General features: G+C 56.3%; 10 protein-coding genes. 9 read left to right on the forward strand and 1 reads right to left on the reverse strand.

Annotated features, from left to right (window positions below; all coding sequences use genetic code 11):
- Window positions 1–104 precede the first annotated feature (104 nt).
- Both HLH28_RS05975 and HLH28_RS05980 read left to right on the forward strand, forming a co-directional pair.
- Window positions 105–4,400, forward strand: a complete 4,296-nt coding sequence (locus tag HLH28_RS05975; RefSeq protein ID WP_182955930.1) for a tetratricopeptide repeat protein — start codon at window positions 105–107, stop codon at window positions 4,398–4,400.
- A gap of 63 nt (window positions 4,401–4,463) precedes the next feature.
- A complete protein-coding gene (locus HLH28_RS05980) occupies window positions 4,464–6,662 on the forward strand; it encodes a glycosyltransferase (RefSeq protein ID WP_182955933.1) in 2,199 nt (732 codons plus the stop codon).
- Between the two features lie 375 nt (window positions 6,663–7,037).
- Here the strand turns inward: HLH28_RS05980 and HLH28_RS05985 are convergent, their stop codons facing one another.
- On the reverse strand, window positions 7,038–8,825 hold the full coding sequence (locus HLH28_RS05985; RefSeq protein WP_182955936.1) for an ATP-binding protein: 1,788 nt from the start codon (window positions 8,823–8,825) through the stop codon (window positions 7,038–7,040).
- Between the two features lie 558 nt (window positions 8,826–9,383).
- On the opposite strand from HLH28_RS05985, the gene HLH28_RS05990 reads away from it, so the two are divergent.
- The 7 genes from HLH28_RS05990 to HLH28_RS06020 form a co-directional block, all read left to right on the forward strand.
- The gene (locus HLH28_RS05990) at window positions 9,384–10,688 is read left to right on the forward strand and encodes a UDP-glucose dehydrogenase family protein (protein WP_182955939.1); all 1,305 of its coding nucleotides are present in this window, start codon (window positions 9,384–9,386) and stop codon (window positions 10,686–10,688) included.
- Between the two features lie 176 nt (window positions 10,689–10,864).
- Window positions 10,865–11,917, forward strand: coding sequence for an HAD family hydrolase (locus tag HLH28_RS18015; protein WP_246395708.1), 1,053 nt, complete (start codon window positions 10,865–10,867; stop codon window positions 11,915–11,917).
- A gap of 84 nt (window positions 11,918–12,001) precedes the next feature.
- Window positions 12,002–13,558, forward strand: a complete 1,557-nt coding sequence (rfaE2, locus tag HLH28_RS06000) for a D-glycero-beta-D-manno-heptose 1-phosphate adenylyltransferase (RefSeq protein ID WP_182955942.1) — start codon at window positions 12,002–12,004, stop codon at window positions 13,556–13,558.
- A 68-nt stretch (window positions 13,559–13,626) separates the two neighbouring features.
- Complete coding sequence (locus HLH28_RS06005) at window positions 13,627–14,796, forward strand: AGE family epimerase/isomerase (RefSeq protein ID WP_182955945.1); 1,170 nt, start codon at window positions 13,627–13,629, stop codon at window positions 14,794–14,796.
- 46 nt (window positions 14,797–14,842) lie between these two features.
- Entirely contained in the window at window positions 14,843–15,826 is a 984-nt protein-coding gene (gene rfaD, locus HLH28_RS06010; RefSeq protein WP_182955948.1) for an ADP-glyceromanno-heptose 6-epimerase, read from the forward strand.
- Window positions 15,827–16,208: 382 nt separating this feature from the next.
- Window positions 16,209–17,051: a hypothetical protein gene (locus HLH28_RS06015; RefSeq protein WP_182955951.1), complete on the forward strand. Its 843-nt coding sequence runs from the start codon at window positions 16,209–16,211 to the stop codon at window positions 17,049–17,051.
- Window positions 17,052–17,329: 278 nt separating this feature from the next.
- Window positions 17,330–19,216, forward strand: a 1,887-nt coding sequence (locus HLH28_RS06020) for a tetratricopeptide repeat protein (protein ID WP_182955954.1), incomplete at its 3' end; no start/stop codon positions are given.

Consider the following 19,216-nt stretch of genomic DNA (forward strand, 5'->3'; position numbering starts at 1 on the left):
GCAATGCCATTGGCATACGGGCCTCACGTGTGTCATGCGTGATGAGAAAACGTTGGAGATGGTGGTCAGATCATCTCGGGCTATGTTCAGGGGAATGCATTGAAATGGACGAGGCGGCCCGGATGCGTCGGGATGATGACGTGACGTCTGTGGAAGGTACTGTTTCCCGCATCCCTGAAGGAACGGATCGAGGGATGGTTACGTTCGACCTTGTCTCGGAAAGCGATTATGTTGCATCCGATATAAATTATGCTTTTGGTCTGCCCACCCAGGGAGGCGCATTTTCCGATGTCACGGAGGCGCTGGATCTGGAGTTGGACCCAGTCATTCAGGGAGACCGGCTTGCAGCGGATGGCGCATGGCATGTGGCGGCGGAAGCCTATGCGGTTGCTGTGGCTCGTGATCCGGAGCGAAACGATATCAGAATCCAGCTTGCCCATGCGTTAAAGGAAAGTGGCAATCTGGAGGCTGCCGAGCGTGTCTATCGGGAAGTTATCCGAATAGATGAAAATGAATTCGAAACGATGGTGCATTTGGCGCATCTGTTAAAAAATATTGGAAAGTTCAGAGAAGCGATTGATCTATTTTATATTATAGACCGGAATGGTCTATATTCTGTTGAATCTGAAATTTCTTATCTCGAAACGCTTCTTTCATTGCAATCCGTAGTTGCAGAAGAGAATGATGACCTTGTTGCGGCAGATTTTGTAGCCAAAGGAAATCGCGCCCGCGGCGCTGGTTGGTGGGAAGATGCTGCGATAGCCTATCGTGCGGCTTTGTCGGCTGAGGCGGAGCAGCCGGCTATATGGGTGCAGCTTGGCCATGCTCTAAAGGAAAGTGGCTGTGCTGTCGATGCTGCGGCTGCCTATCGACAGGCCTTGGCGCATGAACCAGATAATCAGGAGACCGAGCTCCATCTGGCGCATCTTCTGAAATCTGAGGAGCAATTTGCCGACGCATTGCAGCTGTTCGAGCGTTTGCATGCATCTGGTGCGTACGATGTCGGAGCGGACATCGCGTATATCCGTCAGAGGATGGAGGAGAGTGCAGACTCATCCGTCACGAAGTCGCCTGACGAATTGCCGCCGGCCGTCGAAAATGACACGGCGGCCGCATATATCCGTAGAGGCAACGAACTCCGCGATGCCGGTGAATGGGAGGACGCGGCACAGGCTTACAATGCGGCGCTGGCGCGTGAGCCCGGACGTGCGCCCATCTGGACGCAACTCGGTCATTGTCTAAAGGAGGTCGGACGGATTCTGCAGGCGGAACTGGCCTATCGCAAGGCGAGGTCGCTGGACCCGGATGGCGATGCGGGACTGCATCTAGCCCACCTATTTAAAATGCAAGGCAAATTGGGAGACGCGCTGGAGCTATTCGAGACGCTTCAGGAGGCAGGCCTGTTCGATGTCGATGACGAGATCCGGGGACTGGAGGCCGCTTTGGCTCAGGCCGAGGATGGCGATGTCGGTGACGTCGATGGTTCGGAAGAGCGGCGCGTAGAGGGCGGATCCGACGAGGACGAAGGCACGGACTGGATCTCGATAGCGGATCGTCATCGTGCGGCACAGCAATGGGAAGACGCCGGAACTTGCTATCGTCGCGCTCTTGATCGGCAACCGCAACTGGGACATATCTGGGTTCAATACGGCCATTGCTTGAAAGAGGGCGGCCAGAGGGACGCAGCTGTGGCGGCCTATCGGGCAGCGTGCGCGCTTGATGAGCAGGACGCAGACCCATGGCTGCATCTGGGCTTTCTTCTCAAGAGTCTGGGACGGCGTGACGAGGCCATTGCAGCCTTTCGCAAGCTGGTGGCGTTGTCGGATCAACCGCATATCCGGGAGGAAATCCGGACCCTTGAAGAGAGGGGGGTCGGGGAAATCGTAATTGGTGGTTCGGCCGATATCATCCAGGTCGTATCGCCTGCTTCTGCGGCCGCCAGCACGGCACACGCCAGCGAGCGGCCGAGCGTGTACACGTATCGTATCGAACGTGCGGATGAGAGAGGGGTGAGGGGATGGGTCGTCCTCCCCGATGCGCCCGACACGACCGTCGAGATCGATATTCTTATAGGGAGCGTGCATTACGCCAGGACCCTCAATACGATATCGCGCGCGGATCTGCGACAGGCGGGAGTAACGGGAGGACGGGGGGGCTTTCAAATCATGTTCGCTCCCGAACTGTTCGATAGGGGGCCGGTTGAGCTGTCGATCGGCCTGCCAGACGGCGGGCGGTCGCACGCGGTGCGGATTGCGGCGGCGACACAGGTGCCCCGCCGGACGCCTGTGCGGTGGGATCCTGGTCGAACGGTGTCCATAATCGTTCCGATTCACAATGCGTTTGACGACGTTGCGGAGTGCGTGAAACGGCTATTTACCTACACGACAGCGCCGGCCCGGCTGATCCTGATCGACGATGCCAGCACCGATGGACGCATCATCGACCTACTGCGTCGCGTCGAGGCAATGGACAACGTTACGGTTCTCCGAAACGAGCGGAATCGGGGCTTTACCTATTCCGTGAACCGCGGCATCGCCTATGCGGCCCGTGATGATGTGGTTCTGCTCAATTCCGATGCGAGGGTTACGCCCCGATGGCTGGAAGGCCTGCTGAGCGCAGTCGCGCAGGATAACGGTATCGGCACCGTGACGGCCATGTCGGACCGCGCTGGAGCTTTTTCTGCACCTGATGTCGGCAACGATAATTGCCTGCCGCCTGGTATCTCGGAAGAAGAGTTTGCTCGCGCGTTTCGTCGCGGTTCTTCAAATGTTTCCGGCTCCGTTTCCGTTCCCACCGGGAACGGCTTTTGCCTGTATGTACGCCGCGCGCTGTTCGATTCCGTTGGGCTTTTCGATGAAATGGCTTTCCCTCGGGGATATGGGGAAGAAAACGAGTTTTGCATGCGGGCGGTGCGCGCCGGTTGGCGTCATGTCATTGACGATCGGACCTATGTTTTCCACGAGCGGGGGCGGAGCTTCGGCAACGAAAAGGATAGCCTGCTGGAGGCAGGACGGGCAGTCGTCGATCGCCGCTATCCGGAATATGCCAGGCTGATATCGCGATTTGGTACCGATCCCCGCCTGACTCTGGCCCGCTTCCGGGCGCGGCAGGCGCAATCGGAATTGGCCCTGGAGGGAGGGCGCAAGCATGCGCTTTTCGTTCTCTCCACGCTCAGCGGCGGGACGCCGCACACCAATCAGGATTTGATGAAAGCCCTGTCGGCACAATGGGCGTGCTGGGTTCTGGTCTGCGATGCGCGTGTCGTGACCCTATCGCGCCTGGATGGTAACGGGCTTGCGGTCGTTGCGCGTCACGAATTGGTCGAACCTGTGGAGCCGATCACCCACGTGTCCTTCGATTATGACCGCATCGTAGGAGGATGGCTCGATTTATATGAATTCGATATCGTGCATATCCGTCACATGGGATGGCACAGCCTGACATTGCCCCGCCTGGCCCGTCGTTCCGGGGCTGCGGTCGTGATGTCGCTGCATGATTTCCACGTCGTCTGCCCCAGCATCAAGCTTCTGGATGACAGCGGTGCGTATTGCGGCGGGCAATGCGGTTCTGGAGAGGGCGATTGCGCCGTCGAACTTTGGCCCCAGGATATGATGCCGCGATTGAAGAATGGATGGGTACGATATTGGCGCGACCGGTACGCGGCGGCCTTGGCTGATTGCGACGCGTTTGTCACGACATCGCCTCATGCGCGGGACACGATCCTGCGCGGTTTGCCCGCACTGCCGAAGGAACGCTTTCACGTCATTCCGCACGGGCGGGATTTTCCGGCGTTTTCGTCGGTCGTGTGCCCCCGTGAGGGGCGGGATGAGCGTGTGCGCATATTGGTGCCGGGGAACATCAATCAGGCCAAGGGACGTGACGTCATCATGGGCTTGCTGGAGCGCGATACGGCCGGCCGCCTGGAATTTCATATCATGGGACGGCATCAATTCCTGTCCGATCATCCGCGACTGATTGTGCATGGACCGTATCATCGGGAGGAATTTGCCGTCCTCGCGGAAAAAATCGCGCCGGATGTCGGGGCCGTCTTCTCGATCTGGGACGAGACATGGTGCCATACGCTGACCGAGCTCTGGGCGGTCGGCCTGCCGGTCATCGTCCTGGATTATCCGACCGTTGCCGGGCGCGTGCGCGAGAGCGGTGCGGGATGGGTCTACTCCAATGATGACCTTGATACGCTGTATGCGGCGATCATCTCGGATCTGTTCGACAGGCAAGGTATCGATAAGAGATATCGGGCTGTCGCGCACTGGCAGGAAACGGCTGCGAAAGAGGAGACGGCTTTTATCATGTCGTTGCGATACCAGCAGGTCTATGGCTCGGCGATGGAACGCCGCGCGGCGGAAAGTCTGGTGTTCCGTGCTCCAGAGGCGATTTGACAGCATGACGGTCGCAATGCAGGTGGACGCCGGCCGGGGTGACGCGATGTGGGGAAGAGGGACGTGACGGAGGCGGATGCAATCGCGCGAGGCGATGCGGCCAATCGTCTACGCGACTGGCCGACGGCCGAGCGGGCCTATGCCGAAGCACTGAAGGCCGATCCTTCATTGGCGCACATCTGGATACAGTACGGTCATGTCTTGAAGGAACAGGAGCGGTTTGCCTCCGCCGAGCGCGCGTATCGCCAGGCCGTTGCGCTGCGTCCCGACATGGGCGACGGTCATCTGCAACTGGGCCATCTTCTGAAGCGCCTGGGCCGGCGATCTGCTGCAATCATTGCTTATGAGGCCGCGCTGGTCGTTGCCGCGAGTCATACCGACGCGATGCGGGAATTGGCGTCCCTGGGCATCGATCGATATGTCCGACAGTCGTTCGAGAACCGGCACGCCGAACATGAGATGGGCCTTGTATTCCGGATCGCGGATGAGGTCGCCCATTTGCGCGCTTCCCTGGATCGTATTGCGGCGCAATTGCCAGCGCTTTCCTCTCTGACGGCTTGGCCGCCGGCACTGTATGATCGTTTCCGCGCGCACTTTCGGCCGCCACCGCCGCCTGCGATCGATGATCGGGACATATCGGTTAGTCTGTTTATGATGTGCGATGGCGTCGAAGCTGAAACCATGTGGCGCCAGATGCGTGGTCTGGTCGATCAGGCTGACGAAGCATTTTATGTCCACGCCATCGGGGTGGAGAGCGAGGCATTGCGTGTCGTTGCGCGCATGGCTCCGTCTTTCGACCGTCTGGCATGCGTCAGGCTGGATCATGCCGATGATATCACGATCCAGTTGCGGGACATCGTGATGGGGGAGGGGACGGAATGGGTGGTCCTGCTGGCAAAGGGTGCGATTGCCGATCCGCAGGCCCTCGCCTGGGTAAAGGCGGCAAGCTCCCTTGCATCGCAGGTCGATGCCTGGATCTGTGACGAGGAATTCACGACCGGCGACGCATCCGTAGATGTGGACGGTCTGACCCCCTGTTTGCGACAGATGCCGGATTACGACTGGTGTCTCGATATGGGAAGCGAAGGGCAGACGGTCATCGTCCGGCGCGAGGCATTCCTCGGCGTGTGCAATCGCTGTGACGCGGTTCCCTTGGAAACGCTTCGATCGTTGTTGCTGCTGGATCTGACGCGCGCGGGGCGGGTGGGGCATATACCGCTTGCATTGTTTCGGCGAAGCGCATGCAAGCCTCGCCCGGATAATCACGCGATGGCAGTTACGCTGCATGCGCGCGCTCATGGCTTTGTTGATGCTATTATGGGAACGGAAAACGCGAGGGAGGCCTTGCCCCTGGGCGTGATGTGGCGCGTGCCGGATATGCCGGAGAAGCGGACGGTCGTCCTGGCCACGCGTGACAATGTCGACGATCTGGCTGGCATGGTCGGCAGCCTGCGACGACTGGCCGAAAGGCCAGAAGCCCTGCGCTTCGTCATCGTCGACAATGGAAGTGAGACGCTGGATGCGGTCGATGGCCTGGATGTCCTTGCACGGTCGGAGGACACGACGGTCGTGCGGATCGATGAACCGTTCAACTGGTCGCGTCTGAACAACCTGGCTGTCCGTCATGTGGACACACCACTGGTCGTCTTCGCCAATGACGACATGACGATGCTGACGCAAGGATGGGACGACCGGGTCCGCGGGTTGCTGGCGCGCCCTGATGTTGGCCTCGTCGGGGCGTTGCTGCTCTATCCCGACGATACCATTCAGCACGCGGGTGTGCTGATGGGATGGTACGGAAATAGTACCCATGACGGTCTGCACGAAGCATGGGGAACACCGGGGCCTGGATCTCGGTGGCAGGTCACGCGAACGGCCAGCGCCGTAACGGGCGCGTTTATGGCTATGCGATGCGAGCTGTTTCGCGCAATTGGAGAATTCGACGAACGGCACCTTCCGGTAGGCCAGTCTGATATCGATCTATGTCTCAGGGTTCGCAAGGCGGGCTTCAAGATTGTCTGGACGCCACACATTATGCTTCGGCACTTTGAATCCAAAAGCAGGGGACTGGATCACCTTGATGGTGAACGAAGCGCGCGAGCGCGGGCTGAACTGGCGGTTATGAAAGATCGCTGGGGGCAGGGCATGGAGAACGAGTCAAGTGTAGGGCCGTCTTGGGTTCGTACGGCGAGACCATTCAGTCTTCTGACATTTCCTACCATGGAAAAAATAATTGCGAATATAAGAGAATATAAAAAGTAATTGAAAATTATCACTTCAATTATTTTAGTTTGTGGCAGAATAAAAATATTCTTTAGGAAATTTAAAAATTTATATTGTAATAATTTACATTTAATCTTAACGAAGAGTAAATATTTTATGTAGGAAATATAAGGTGAGCAGGCAGCCAAATTCTACAGAAAAATGGACACTTACTCGACGACAACGGTGATGACAGAAATACCACCATTGTTTCGTGTTCGTCTACTGGATCTATCGCCAGTACAATCGGGCGAGTGCTTTTTTTATCAGCTCAAGCGGTTTCCGGGGTATCGTCATGCGATACCCCGGAAACGATCCTTCATTTTTCTGTCGATGCTGCAGCGTCCCCCTTCCGGCGGACGCATTTCGTAATGGCTATCCTACTTGTGTCATGGACGTAGCGACATAGGTTGGCAAAGTTGTGGCAAGTCGTCGCTGTCCAATGTCCAGCATATTGTGCCAGTCATCGGCAACCAGAGTAAGACATTCCGGCGACTGGGCCCTATTTACTTCTTCAGGATGCCAGCCCGCACCTCGCTTTGCCAGGCTATAGACAAGCGCGCGCGAGATTTTTCGAGTAATACACCATTCGGCGACCTCAATGGCGGCAAGACGTAGTGCTTCCTCGTCCTGTGTGGGGTCTTCCATTGCAGCCCCTTGAGCAAGACGTTCGGCCAGATCGGCGACTGCCGGATAGGTCAGGTTAAGGAAGAGCTGATGGCTTTGCGGGAAATATTTCGCGGCGCGGCCGTTCAGGCCGCGCTCGGCAATCAGAGCTTCGTCCCGTAGGCCAATGATTTCAGGCGGCCGCTCATACGTCCTGGGACGCGGCTTCTCTGGCTCATCCTCGCGAGGGCGGGGAGGCTGTTCACGCGGGGGTTGCTCAAGAGGCAACTCACGGGACGGCTGATTGGCCCTGTCCGTCGTCGGCTTGGATGGCTTCGGCGGGGAGGGAGGAGGGGCCGGATCGTAGCCTGCTGGCTGCCCCTGGTTCGAAGGGGGTACCTCGAGCTCAGCTAACAGATCGCGTAGTTCGTCGTTGATTTCGTCAAGATATTCAGCCTGCTGTGGACCCAGCGACTGGATGAGTTGCTTCAGCCAATCCGGCATGAAGGTACGGACGACGGGGGCAAAGGCGACCATGAAGACTTGTTTCTGATCACCGCCACGGAAGCGCAGGAACTGTCGATAGGCCTCCGGCCATACCGGATAGTCGTCAGGCAGTTCGACGAAGACCGAGATGAAAGCCGCGCCAAAGGGAATGCCGAAGATCGGTGCTTCCCGAGCCCAGCTCTTTCGGGACGTTACGTCGTACATCTCCCCGCGATGAACGATCGCGCTCTGGCCGTTGCCCGACGTACCGGGCGCGACACCGGATGGAGCATGAAAGCCGTAATGCAGGATGATATTATTCGGCGTCGTGACGCTTTCGATGCGCTGGAAACCTGCCAAGCGATCTACCATTCCCCGGAGACGAAACGTTCCGCGGCGAGCTGTCACATCGGGAGAGAGGAGGACGTCGATCCGGGCCGGCAACCGAAAAAACCGCTGTTCCAGATAGCGCGGAAGCCAGTCTGCTCCGACACGAGGTGATTCGTCGTAGGGGCTCAGGACCGTGTTCTGTTCCGCCGAATTGCCGAGAAGGAGTACTTCTGTCCAGTCCTGATCCAGATCGTAGAGGCCTTCCGCCCTGACCTGGTCGCTGACGTCGATGACCTCTTGTCCGTCAGATCCTTGGCGCAATCTGCCATAGACACCATTCCGTTGGCCCAGCATGACTTCGCTGACCCGGCCGGCCTTGCAAGAACGGTAACGCAATCCGTAGCGATTGGACGGGAGTGAGGCAACCTTGGCACCCATGCCGAAGTTTTTATCGAGACTGTTCTCCTTCCTGAGAGACGAGGCCAGGTCGGTGATGCGCAGCAATTCCTCGGGGCTGAGGCCCGGGCCGGTATTCCAGATGCAAAGTTTCGTCGCGTCATTGATGCGTTGGGCATCAATGTGAATCTTGCGTTGCCCCGCTGGCGCATTTGCTGCCGCTTCGATACCATTTACCACGAGTTCTCGTATCATCATGGTCTTGGGACAGCGTTCGATCATGCTGGCCACGAGGAAAGACTCATTGGCGACCCGAAGGGCTGAAACGGTAAAGGTATCAGACATTATGACTCCGTCTTGACCATGGATCCCCTTGTCGGGGCGCATCCATCAGTACGGTCGTAAAAAGAGGGAAAAATGTCGACCGACATGTGGAGATAGTGCTGCGATTTCGAACCAAGCATCGTCGTTCCGACGACCCATTCCTTAGCATAACCTAATTCAATTGCATATCCGTCGTTGCGGCAGCCTGATCCTGCTGCCTTCAGCAAGCGGGAAATGAGTGAAAGTGATACCTGGACACGGGAGCATTCGCTAAGTTGATGGGATCCGGTTCCGCCTAAAAGTGGAGATGACTGAAGCGGGTCGGTTGGAGGATTAATCCTGCGCTAGACGGCCTTGCGGTGAAATGGTGATGACCTTGCTCAGTACGATGGTTCGGCCTCCATATGCCGATGGCCCCAGTTAAGCTTTCGTGAATATGATCCGTTACGAAATATTGTCTATCCGGGTAGCGAAATGTCTAGGTGTTCGGGACGGACTATATTATCGTTAAGGAAACGCTAATAGGTGCCGAGATGGGGCGACTATGTCTCGTTGCTCGGATTGGGAGTGCCTGAAGGTATGAAAGTCACAATGATTGGTGCCGGTTACGTCGGGCTGGTGTCAGGGGCATGTTTTGCGGCATTCGGAACCGACGTTGTCGTGGTGGACGTCGAGCCGGCCAAGATCGAGGCTCTGAAGCAGGGGCGTATGCCGATTTACGAGCCTGGTCTTGATAATTTGGTCGCGGAGAATGTGTCCGACGGGCGGCTGACATTCACGACTGACCTGAAAAGTGCCGTGGCGGGCGCCGATGCGGTTTTCCTGGCAGTGGGCACGCCAACGCGCCGTGGTGATGGCCATGCGGATCTGAGCTATGTTTACGCTGCGGCGCGTCAGGTGGCCGAAGCGGCGACCGGGCCTTTGGTGTTGGTGACGAAGTCAACCGTGCCGGTGGGAACCGGGCGAGAGGTTCAGGCCATTGTGCGTGAGGCGCGGCCGGATCTGGCGATCGACGTGGCGTCCAATCCGGAATTTTTGCGCGAAGGAAGTGCTATCGGGGACTTCATGCGACCTGATCGTGTGGTGATCGGCGCGGAAAATGAGCGGGCGTTTGCCCAGCTCAAGCGGCTCTATCGGCCGCTTTATCTGATTGAAACGCCGATCGTTGCAACTTCGATCGAGAGTGCGGAGTTGATTAAATACGCCGCCAATTCCTTCCTGGCGGTGAAGATTACGTTCATCAACCAGATGGCCGATCTGTGCGAAAAGGCAGGGGCGGATGTCCATGACGTGGCCCGCGGCATGGGCCTGGATGGACGAATCGGCAGAAAATTCCTTCACGCCGGTCCGGGTTATGGTGGCTCCTGCTTCCCGAAAGACACGCTGGCATTGGCGCGCACGGCGCAGGAGCTGGGGGCACCCGTAACGATCGTAGAACAGGCTGTCGTGGCGAACGAGGCGCGCAAGGCCGCAATGGCCGATCGTGTGATCTCAGCGTTAGGTGGGGACGCGAAAGGCAAGGTAGTTGCGATCTTGGGGGTCACGTTCAAGCCCGAGACAGACGACATGCGCGATGCGCCCTCATTGGTCATTATACCGAAGCTTCTGGAGGCCGGAGCCAAGGTGCAGGCTTATGATCCGCAGCCGCATTATGCGCGGCAGGTATTGCCTGACGCAGTGAGCTTCGTCGAGACGGCGATAGGCGCGGCCCATGGTGCCGATGCGGTCGTATTGCTGACGGAATGGAACGAGTTTCGCGCGATTGATCCAAAAAAGCTCAAGCTTGCCATGGCCGGCACCGTTCTGTGTGATCTTAGAAATGTTTTCGATCCGGTCCTGATGCGCGAGTGTGGATTCCAATATTCATCCATCGGTCGTATGTGATGCTTGTGCTCGTCAAGGCAGGAAATGGAGGGTGAAATCTTTGTCTAAAAGGCAAAAGTCTCCTGCTTTGGGGAGTGATTTATTCGTGTTCTCTGGGGTTTGAGAACGATATGAGACCGTTTTCTGTGGGCACTGTTTATTATCGAAATATTTCTGGTTTGGATAGAATTTAGACAATGTCCCTCGTTCTGCCCACCACCTTTCCCTGCCAGGCCGTCCTGCTTGCGACGGCACGGTCCGATCAGGCAGCGGATCAATTCCTGGCAGCACTTGCGGGCGAAGCTTACCGATACGGTATCACGGACTGTCTGGTCGTTGTGCCGCAGGGGAGACCCATTCCGCAAGGTATGCCGAAGACTATACGCCTGCTTACTGCCGAAGCGGCGTCTGGTAGTGTGGGTCTTCTGCATGCCGTTGAAGCGGCATTAGAGCCGTCGTTTCTGTTGATCGACGGGTGTCGCATGTCCGATGTTAATTTGCTGGCGCTGTCTCTCATGGTCGGGAATGAACCGGGAGCGATTTTGGTCGAGTCCTCGCGATATGCTTGGGACGGCGTCGCTTCTCTCAGTCGTTCCCTGTTAAGTCTTCTCGGCTCTTCGACGCAGTCTCTCGGGCCGGCGCTATTGGCGCTGGATATTCCACATCTGCGTGCTTCGGGGATGCAACGGCAAATCGATGATCTGCTTCCCTGGTCGCGCCCGGCGGCTTTCCTTGACCGAGACGGCGTACTGATTGTGGACGACGGCTATCCGCATGATCCAGGGCGGGTTCAATGGATGCCAGGTGCTCATGACGCCGTTCGGCGGCTTAACGAGATCGGGTATTTTGTTTTTGTCGTCACAAATCAGGCTGGCGTAGCCAGAGGCTATTACTCCGAAGATGCAGTGCATCGCCTGCACGGCTGGATGGCCGCGCAAATGGCGGCAAATGGTGCCCATATCGATTCATGGGAATATTGTCCCCATCATCCGGAAGCCGCAATTGAAGCCTTCCGTCGTGTCTGTAGGCGCCGCAAGCCCGGGCCCGGTATGATCATCGATTTGATGGAGCGGTGGCCCGTGCAGCGCGAGGGCTCTTTCATGATCGGCGACCGCGCGACGGATATGCAGGCTGCCGCCGCAGCCGGCCTCCCCGGTTATCTTTTTTGGCCCGGAAATCTGGATCAGTTCATTGTCGCCCTGATCGAGCAAGGCAAAATTCCGAGCGGGATGGCGCAATTTAGTGCATAACCGTTACGATGTAACGTATATGTAAAATGCTAAAATTGGTTTAAATACAGTGAAAACGGATAATCGTCCGGGAGAATGAGACGCATGACCACGACGCCCATTGCCGACATCCTGCTGGCTATGTCGGATCGTCGCCTTCTTGTCATAGGCGATGTCATGCTGGACCGCTTTATTTATGGCAGCACGGAACGTGTCTCGCCCGAGGCGCCCTCTCTGGTTCTGGCTGCGCGCCGGCAAGAGCAAATGTTGGGGGGGGCGGCAAATGTGGCCGTCAATGTCGCAGGCCTCGGAGGAAAATGCCGTTTGCTGGGCGTCTGCGGCGATGATGCCGTTGCCCAGGAACTCCGGGACGAGATTGCCCGCTTTCCGAATATCGTCGCCGATCTTGTCTGCGATCCGGGCCGCTCCACAACGATCAAGACCCGTTTCATTAATCCGCAATATAATACGCATCTGCTGCGGCTCGATTGGGAACATGCGGTGCCGGCTTCGGGGCAGGAGTTGGAAGAAATTACGCGGCGGGCATTGGCTGCTTTGCCGGAAACAGATGTGGTGATCTTTTCCGACTATTTGAAGGGTGTGCTCCAGCCGCCCCTGATGGCGGCAGTGACCGCGGCGGCGCAGGCCCGCGGGATCCCCGTTGTCGTCGATCCCAAAGGGCGCGATTTCAGCCGCTATCGTGGTGCCACGGTGATCGCGCCCAATCTGCACGAAGTCGGCGTGGCGCTTGATCGTGTCATTCCGCAGGACGATGCCGAGGTGGAGAGGGCGGCTGCTGAGATCGCCGAACGTTCGGGCGTCGCTGCCATCTGCGTGAAGCGCAGCCAGGGAGGGGTGCAACTTATTGAAAAGGGGATGACGCAAGCGCGTTTCCCAACCCTCGCACGACGGGTTATCGATGTTTCAGGGGCGGGTGATACGCTGGTAGCGGCCTTCGCCATGGCGCTGGCCGCCGGCGCGGACCTCGGCGGCGCGACGCGCATTGCCAATGCGGCGGCAGGAGTGGTCGTTGCCAAGTCTGGTACGGCTTCCGCAAGCGTGGAGGAGTTGGGCGAACTTCTCCTGCAACGGCATGAGCATCATGTCAGCCCGAAGATCTTTACGGGCGTCCGTACCCTGCGCGATCAGGTAGCCGCCTGGCAGGAGGAAGGGCTTGTCGTCGGCTTTACCAATGGCTGTTTCGACCTGCTGCATCCCGGTCATATTTTTACTCTTACCGAGGCGCGCAATCGTGTCGATCGCTTGGTGCTGGCGCTGAATACCGACGCGTCCGTGCAACGGTTGAAGGGGATGAGCCGACCGGTGCAGAACGAAACGGCACGTATGACGGTTGCCGCAGCGCTCGAAGCGATTGATGCCGTGATTCTCTTCGGGGAGGACACGCCTCTTGAACTTATCTCCCAGCTTCGTCCCAACGTGCTGTTGAAGGGTGGAGACTATAAACCCGAGACGGTGGTGGGACGAGACCTTGTGGAATCCTATGGTGGCCGGGTCGAACTGATAGATTACCTTCCCAATACCAGCACGACGGCGATGATACGTCGAATGAGCGCAATAGACGCTGACGCGCCGGGTGGTATAGGGACCGGGAGCGTCGTGCCGAAAGTAAGCGTGGATCTGCCGATGAACGTCGCAGAGTAAACCTTCTGGGAGGATAGCTTTGCAGGGCCGATGAGGGAAAACGTTGTTGCAATGGACGGGTGGCACGAATGACGGTCTTTTCGCCATTGCTACAGGCGTCCGATAATCGGTTATTCAACTGGTTGCGGGACGTTGCGTGGCCTTTCTGGCTGAGGAGGGGCCTCGATCGGGCTTCGGATGGACGGCCTTTGGGCTTCCATGAGCATCTGACGCTCGATGAGTGGCACTGCACGGCGGATTTCCGTCGATTACGAGTAGTCACTCGCCAGATTTACGTCTTCAGCGAAGCCGTGATCGCGGGTGTGGCCGAGGCTGTGGAGGCAGTCGAGGCCGGCTTGAATTATCTGCGCCGCTTTGCTGTGGATCCGGCGGGGGGGTATTATTGGCGCTTCGACCTCTCCGGTCGGGTAATCGATGCAAGGCATGATCTTTATGACCATGCCTTCGTGCTGCTAGCGCTGGCGAGCGCTATGCGGGCGATACCGTCTGATGACCTACGGAAAGAAGCGCTGGCGCTTGATTCCTATCTGCGGAAGGCACTCCTTCACCCTGTCGCTGGTTATCATGAGGGCCTGCCTATCAGTCTTCCCCGGCGGCAGAATCCCCATATGCATCTCTTCGAAGCCTGTCTGGCGGCGGCCGAGAGTTTCGGGGATGATCCGTTCCTGGATCGGGCCGATGATATTGCCCGGCTATTCCTCGACCATCTCTGGCAGCCGGCGGAAGGCGCATTGCCCGAATATTTCGATGAAGATCTGGTCCCCCGCCGAGAGAGGACGGGATTCGTGGTCGAGCCCGGGCATCACGCGGAATGGGTCTGGCTGCTGGTCTGGCACACGCGCCGGCGTGCGCTGGCCAACCGACCGCCACTAGCCGGCGTTCCGGAGGCCGTGGCCGGGCTGACAGGCTTTATCGACCGTTACGGTCTTGATCCGGCGAGTGGTGCCTTGGTGGACGAACTCTGGAGCGACGGTTCGCTACGCGCAGGCGGCCAGCGCCTCTGGCCACAGACCGAACGCCTGAAGGCCGAGATTCTGCGCCCCGACGCGACCGAAGCGAAGATTTTGGATGCCTATCGCATATTGGAGAGTTATCTGACACCAGCCCCCAGCGGCTTGTGGATGGAACGGCGGCATGCGAACGGGGAATGGGGGGACGATCCAGCCCCGGCTTCCAGTCTTTACCATCTGACCGCCGCAATCACGGTTGCGCGCCGTGCGCTGGCGGTACCATCATGATGGCAGTTGGTATATTTTCAATTTTGATTCAGGGAGAGAATCGCACGTGATCGTCGTGACGGGGGGGGCCGGCTTCATCGGTTCCAACATTGTTGCCGCACTCAATGATGTGGGGCGGATGGATGTGGTCGTTTGTGACACGCTGGGAAGCGAGGGAAAGTGGCAGAACCTTCGCAAGCGCGTGGTACAGGATATCGTGCCGCCGCATGAGCTTATAGCGTGGCTCGGCCAGCGCGACGATATCGAAGCGATTATCCACATGGGGGCCAATTCCTCCACCCTCGCCCAGGATGGCGATGAGGTGATGGAGAATAATTTTCGTTTCTCCTTGGCACTTCTTGATTGGTGCACGGCGCGGGGTGTCAAGCTGATCTACGCCTCGTCTGCGGCGACGTACGGCGACGGCACGCAAGGCTTCAATGACGATCTGTCACTGGCCCATCTGCAGACGTTGCGACCGCTGAATCTCTATGGCTGGAGCAAGCATCTGTTCGATCAGGTGGTTGCGACACGGCTGGAGAGCGGGCAAACTCTTCCTCCTCTTTGCATCGGCCTCAAATTCTTCAACGTTTTTGGTCCCAATGAACACCACAAGGGACCGATGATGAGCCTTGCATCGAAATATTTCGACAAGATCAAGTCTGGTGAGACGATCGACCTCTTCCGCTCCCACCGTCCGGATTACAAGGATGGGGAACAGTTGCGCGACTTCGTGTATGTGGCGGACATCACGAGCATCATCTTATGGCTTCTGGATCAGCCGCAGGGCGTGGCGCTCTATAACCTCGGCAGCGGCCAGGCACGCAGCTTCCTCGACCTGGTCGGGGCAATTTTTGATACGCTGGGACTGGAACACCGTATCCGCTTCATCGACATGCCGGAAGCAATGCGGCCGCGGTACCAGTACTTTACCGAGGCCGATGATACGCGCCTTCGCGCTGCCGGCTATAACAAGCCCGGCACCAAGCTGGAGGATGCGATCGAGCATTTCGTGCGCAATCATCTCGATACGAGTGATCCATATCGGTGAAGAGTGGGAATAAAGGTTGGATCAAAAATTTGGACGGCTGCCGAATCTTTGAGGGTTATTGGCGAAAGGTAGACCGATGATGGAAAAAGAGGAAAGATATTCGGCTAGGTTGTGTATGCGCACAATGGACGCAAATTGAAAGATCCCAAAAGCGGGCTAGCTCATCCAAGTGCTTGTCATTCTGCGCATCGTCGAGATTTCTATAGGTATAATAATGGTCTGGAACTACATGGTCAGCAGCTTTTGGGCTTATGGCTAATCTAAACGGTCTGTCTTTGAAAGGAGTAAATGTGCGACTAGCGTATAAGTTGGGTGTTTGAGGTTCTTGTTAAATTCATTCAAGTCCAAATCGGATGGCGGCGCGCTACTGTTGGAAGGTATTGTGCTGCAGCAGTTCGGTGACTTGAATTATATTTTCATAGTCAATGGAAAGTTATCACAAATGAAAAATCCGTTCATTTTTGCAGTTCCACTGAAGCCGAAGGCCTCCTCAGTCGACTGGAATAATGTTGTTCGAAAATTGAACGATACATTGCAATCAATTTTTCGATCTGACGAGAAAAATTTTCTTGTCGTTCTTGCTTGTCAGGATAGACCAGAAACTCCGTATTTTAATGATCCTCGGTTTATCTATCTTCCTGTAAATTTTCCTCCTCAGAAGGATAGAAAATTTGGAGATAGAGACAAATACGCCAAAATTCGCCTTATTGGGTCATGGATTCTTCAACAAAATGTTGAAGAATCCTACGTTATGTTTTTGGATGCAGATGATCTCGTGCACAAATCTCTTGTGCGTTATGTTTTGCAGGATGATAATAAATCTGGTTACGGCATTCGGGATGGATACCGTTTTGATACAGTAAATTGTGAATTGGCGCTGCAGACGGGTAATTTTCACGGCTCGTGTGGATCCTGCTTTGTTGGGCATTTTAAAAAGGACGATTACCCAACGGATGAAAATGATTTAAATTCTCATTTTGGTCAGTTTGTGAGGCATTCTATTAGGGAGGAACTGGCTCAACAGAAAGGAAAAAGCCCCGTCGCTGTGCCTTTTCCTGCGGTCGTTTACATGATGAACCATATTGAGAGTACTCAGATGGCTAGAAAGGATGGAGAAATCCGGACACTTAGACATCGAGACGTCATGGCTAAGGATGACGCTGCGAAGATCCTGAAGGATCAATTTGGATACGAAATACCTGAAAGAGAAATGGAAAGCGTTTGAAATGACTTGGTATGATATTTTTCCTGCGTCATTTTCTTGACTGATTTGAAAACTTTGAAATCTTAATCCAAGGAGACTTCAGTAGAATCCTAGCGCAGCTCTCTCGTGGTCTGGAAGATGTTGTGACCCTAATTTAAAGACGAGAAATCCAGAGGCAGTAGTAGACCTGCCTCCGGATAATGATTTGCAGAAATTGCATTTTTTGGGGTCTGTATTGTCAAGGTGGGTGCATGGTATGAATTTTGTCTTTTCAAATGAAATAAAAAGGGCGTTTACCTGTGAATTCTAATTCGGATCTTTCTGGTCGTATCTCGAAAGCGCAGGCATTTCTTCGATCTGGCTGCGTTGCTGATGCTGCAGAAGTTATCACCGAAAGCGATTATAGTGCAGACGGTCCACCTCTTCTGAAGTTGGTTGCCGGTCGCATTGCCATTCGTCAAAATCGATTTGACGAGGCGGAGTGGCAGTTCACAAAGGGTTTGCTGCAAGATAAAAATAATTTAGGTCTGCGTCGAGAGTTGGCTAATCTGCTGAATGCTCAGCGTCGTTATGACGAAGCTATTTACCAGTGGCATGCCATCGCCGAACTTTCGAGTGATGCCGGTGATTTTCAAAAACTTGCTGCGGTTTTTGTTAAACTTGAGCGTTTTGATGATGCAATTTTCTTTCTAAGGAAGGCTCTCATATTATCGCCGCCTACATCGGCAAGATTGCATTTGCTCGGTACCGCATTTCTACGTTCTGGTAATTTTATCGAAGCGGAAGATGCATTTAATAAGACCTTGGAACTTGAACCCTCTCGGGTCGATGCATTGCGCGAATATAGTCGACTGCGTCTAAAGCAAGGGGATGCTGAGAACGCCGCTGAGTTATTGCGGACAGTGCTGAGTATCCAGCCGGATAATCCGCGTAGCTACCGTGAACTGGCGAATGCGCTATCCACGGCTCGACGTAATGTCGAGGCATTGGTCACGCTGGGCGAAGGGATCAAAAAGTGTGGTGAGTCTGCTGAACTATTGCGTGAACTTGCGCGCGCCACCGCGCGCACAGGCGATCGTCTGGCCGCCATGGAACTGTTCGGGCGAGTTCTTGCTGTAAATCCTGATGATTTTCAGGCATCGCTCGAGTTTATCCGCCAAGCGATGATGGCACGTAAGTTCGGTCCAGCAAAGGACATGGCCGATAAGCTGATTGCATTACATCCGGAAAACCCTGATGTGCATTTTGAATACGGCCGGGTCTGCATGGAAACCGGGGCGCCGGATCGGGCACGTGAGGCATTTGAGAAGGCGTTGCAAGACAAGCCCGAATTGCATCAGGCCCATTACCGCTTAGCGCAACTTGCGCTCCGTGCTAGTGATGTCGCTCGGGCTGTCGAACATATCGGGCATGCCGTTTCACTCGACCCAGAGCGCGTCAACTACCGCATCGATCGCGCGCGCATGAATTTAGCTCTGAATCATTTCGATGCAGCAAAGGCTGATGCCGAGGCAGCGTTGGTAGTGGAGCCCAAAAATCTCAAGGCGACGCAGATCGTTAATCTCGTGCGCGAAATGAGCGACGAAATACCCCCGGTACATGTGGCGATTGCGTTTCTTGGGGAAGTCGACGACGTGCTCGAGTTGCGCGCGGTAATGGCTAAGGCAGAAGAAGGGCTGCACGAATATTGGATCGCCGCGCCGGACCGCTTCCCTGCCTCCATCCAGGGCGCACGGGTAATCACCGCCCAGCATGATACGGTAGAGGCGCAATTGGCGCAGCTTTCCGAGGCGCCGTGGATGGCGATCGAGCCCGCCGTGGTTGCCTCTTCCGTGTTGGCGCGCTTGGCGGGCCCGACTATCGAGGCGACGCTTCGGCCACTGGAAAAAATCTACGGCCGCGTCATCTTTACCGACGCTGCGGGACAGTCCGAACTGACGGTGATGCGTCGTGATCTGCTGCTTTTTTTCATCGATATGGCAGAGATCGAAGGGCGCCCTGTCCGGTCCCTGATCGACGAAAATGGGACCATGATACGAACCCTTGTCGTCAATCCCCAAGGGATCATGCGCCGTTTGCCGGCGCCGGTGCTCGAGGGAAGGGACAAGGTCTTCCTGGTGTCGCGCCACGGCTTCGAACTCTATGGCGGGGGCGAGCAGTTCCTGCGCGGCATGGCGCGCGTCTAT

The sequence above is a fragment of the Gluconacetobacter tumulisoli genome (genome assembly GCF_014174155.1).
Lineage (GTDB): Bacteria > Pseudomonadota > Alphaproteobacteria > Acetobacterales > Acetobacteraceae > Gluconacetobacter > Gluconacetobacter tumulisoli.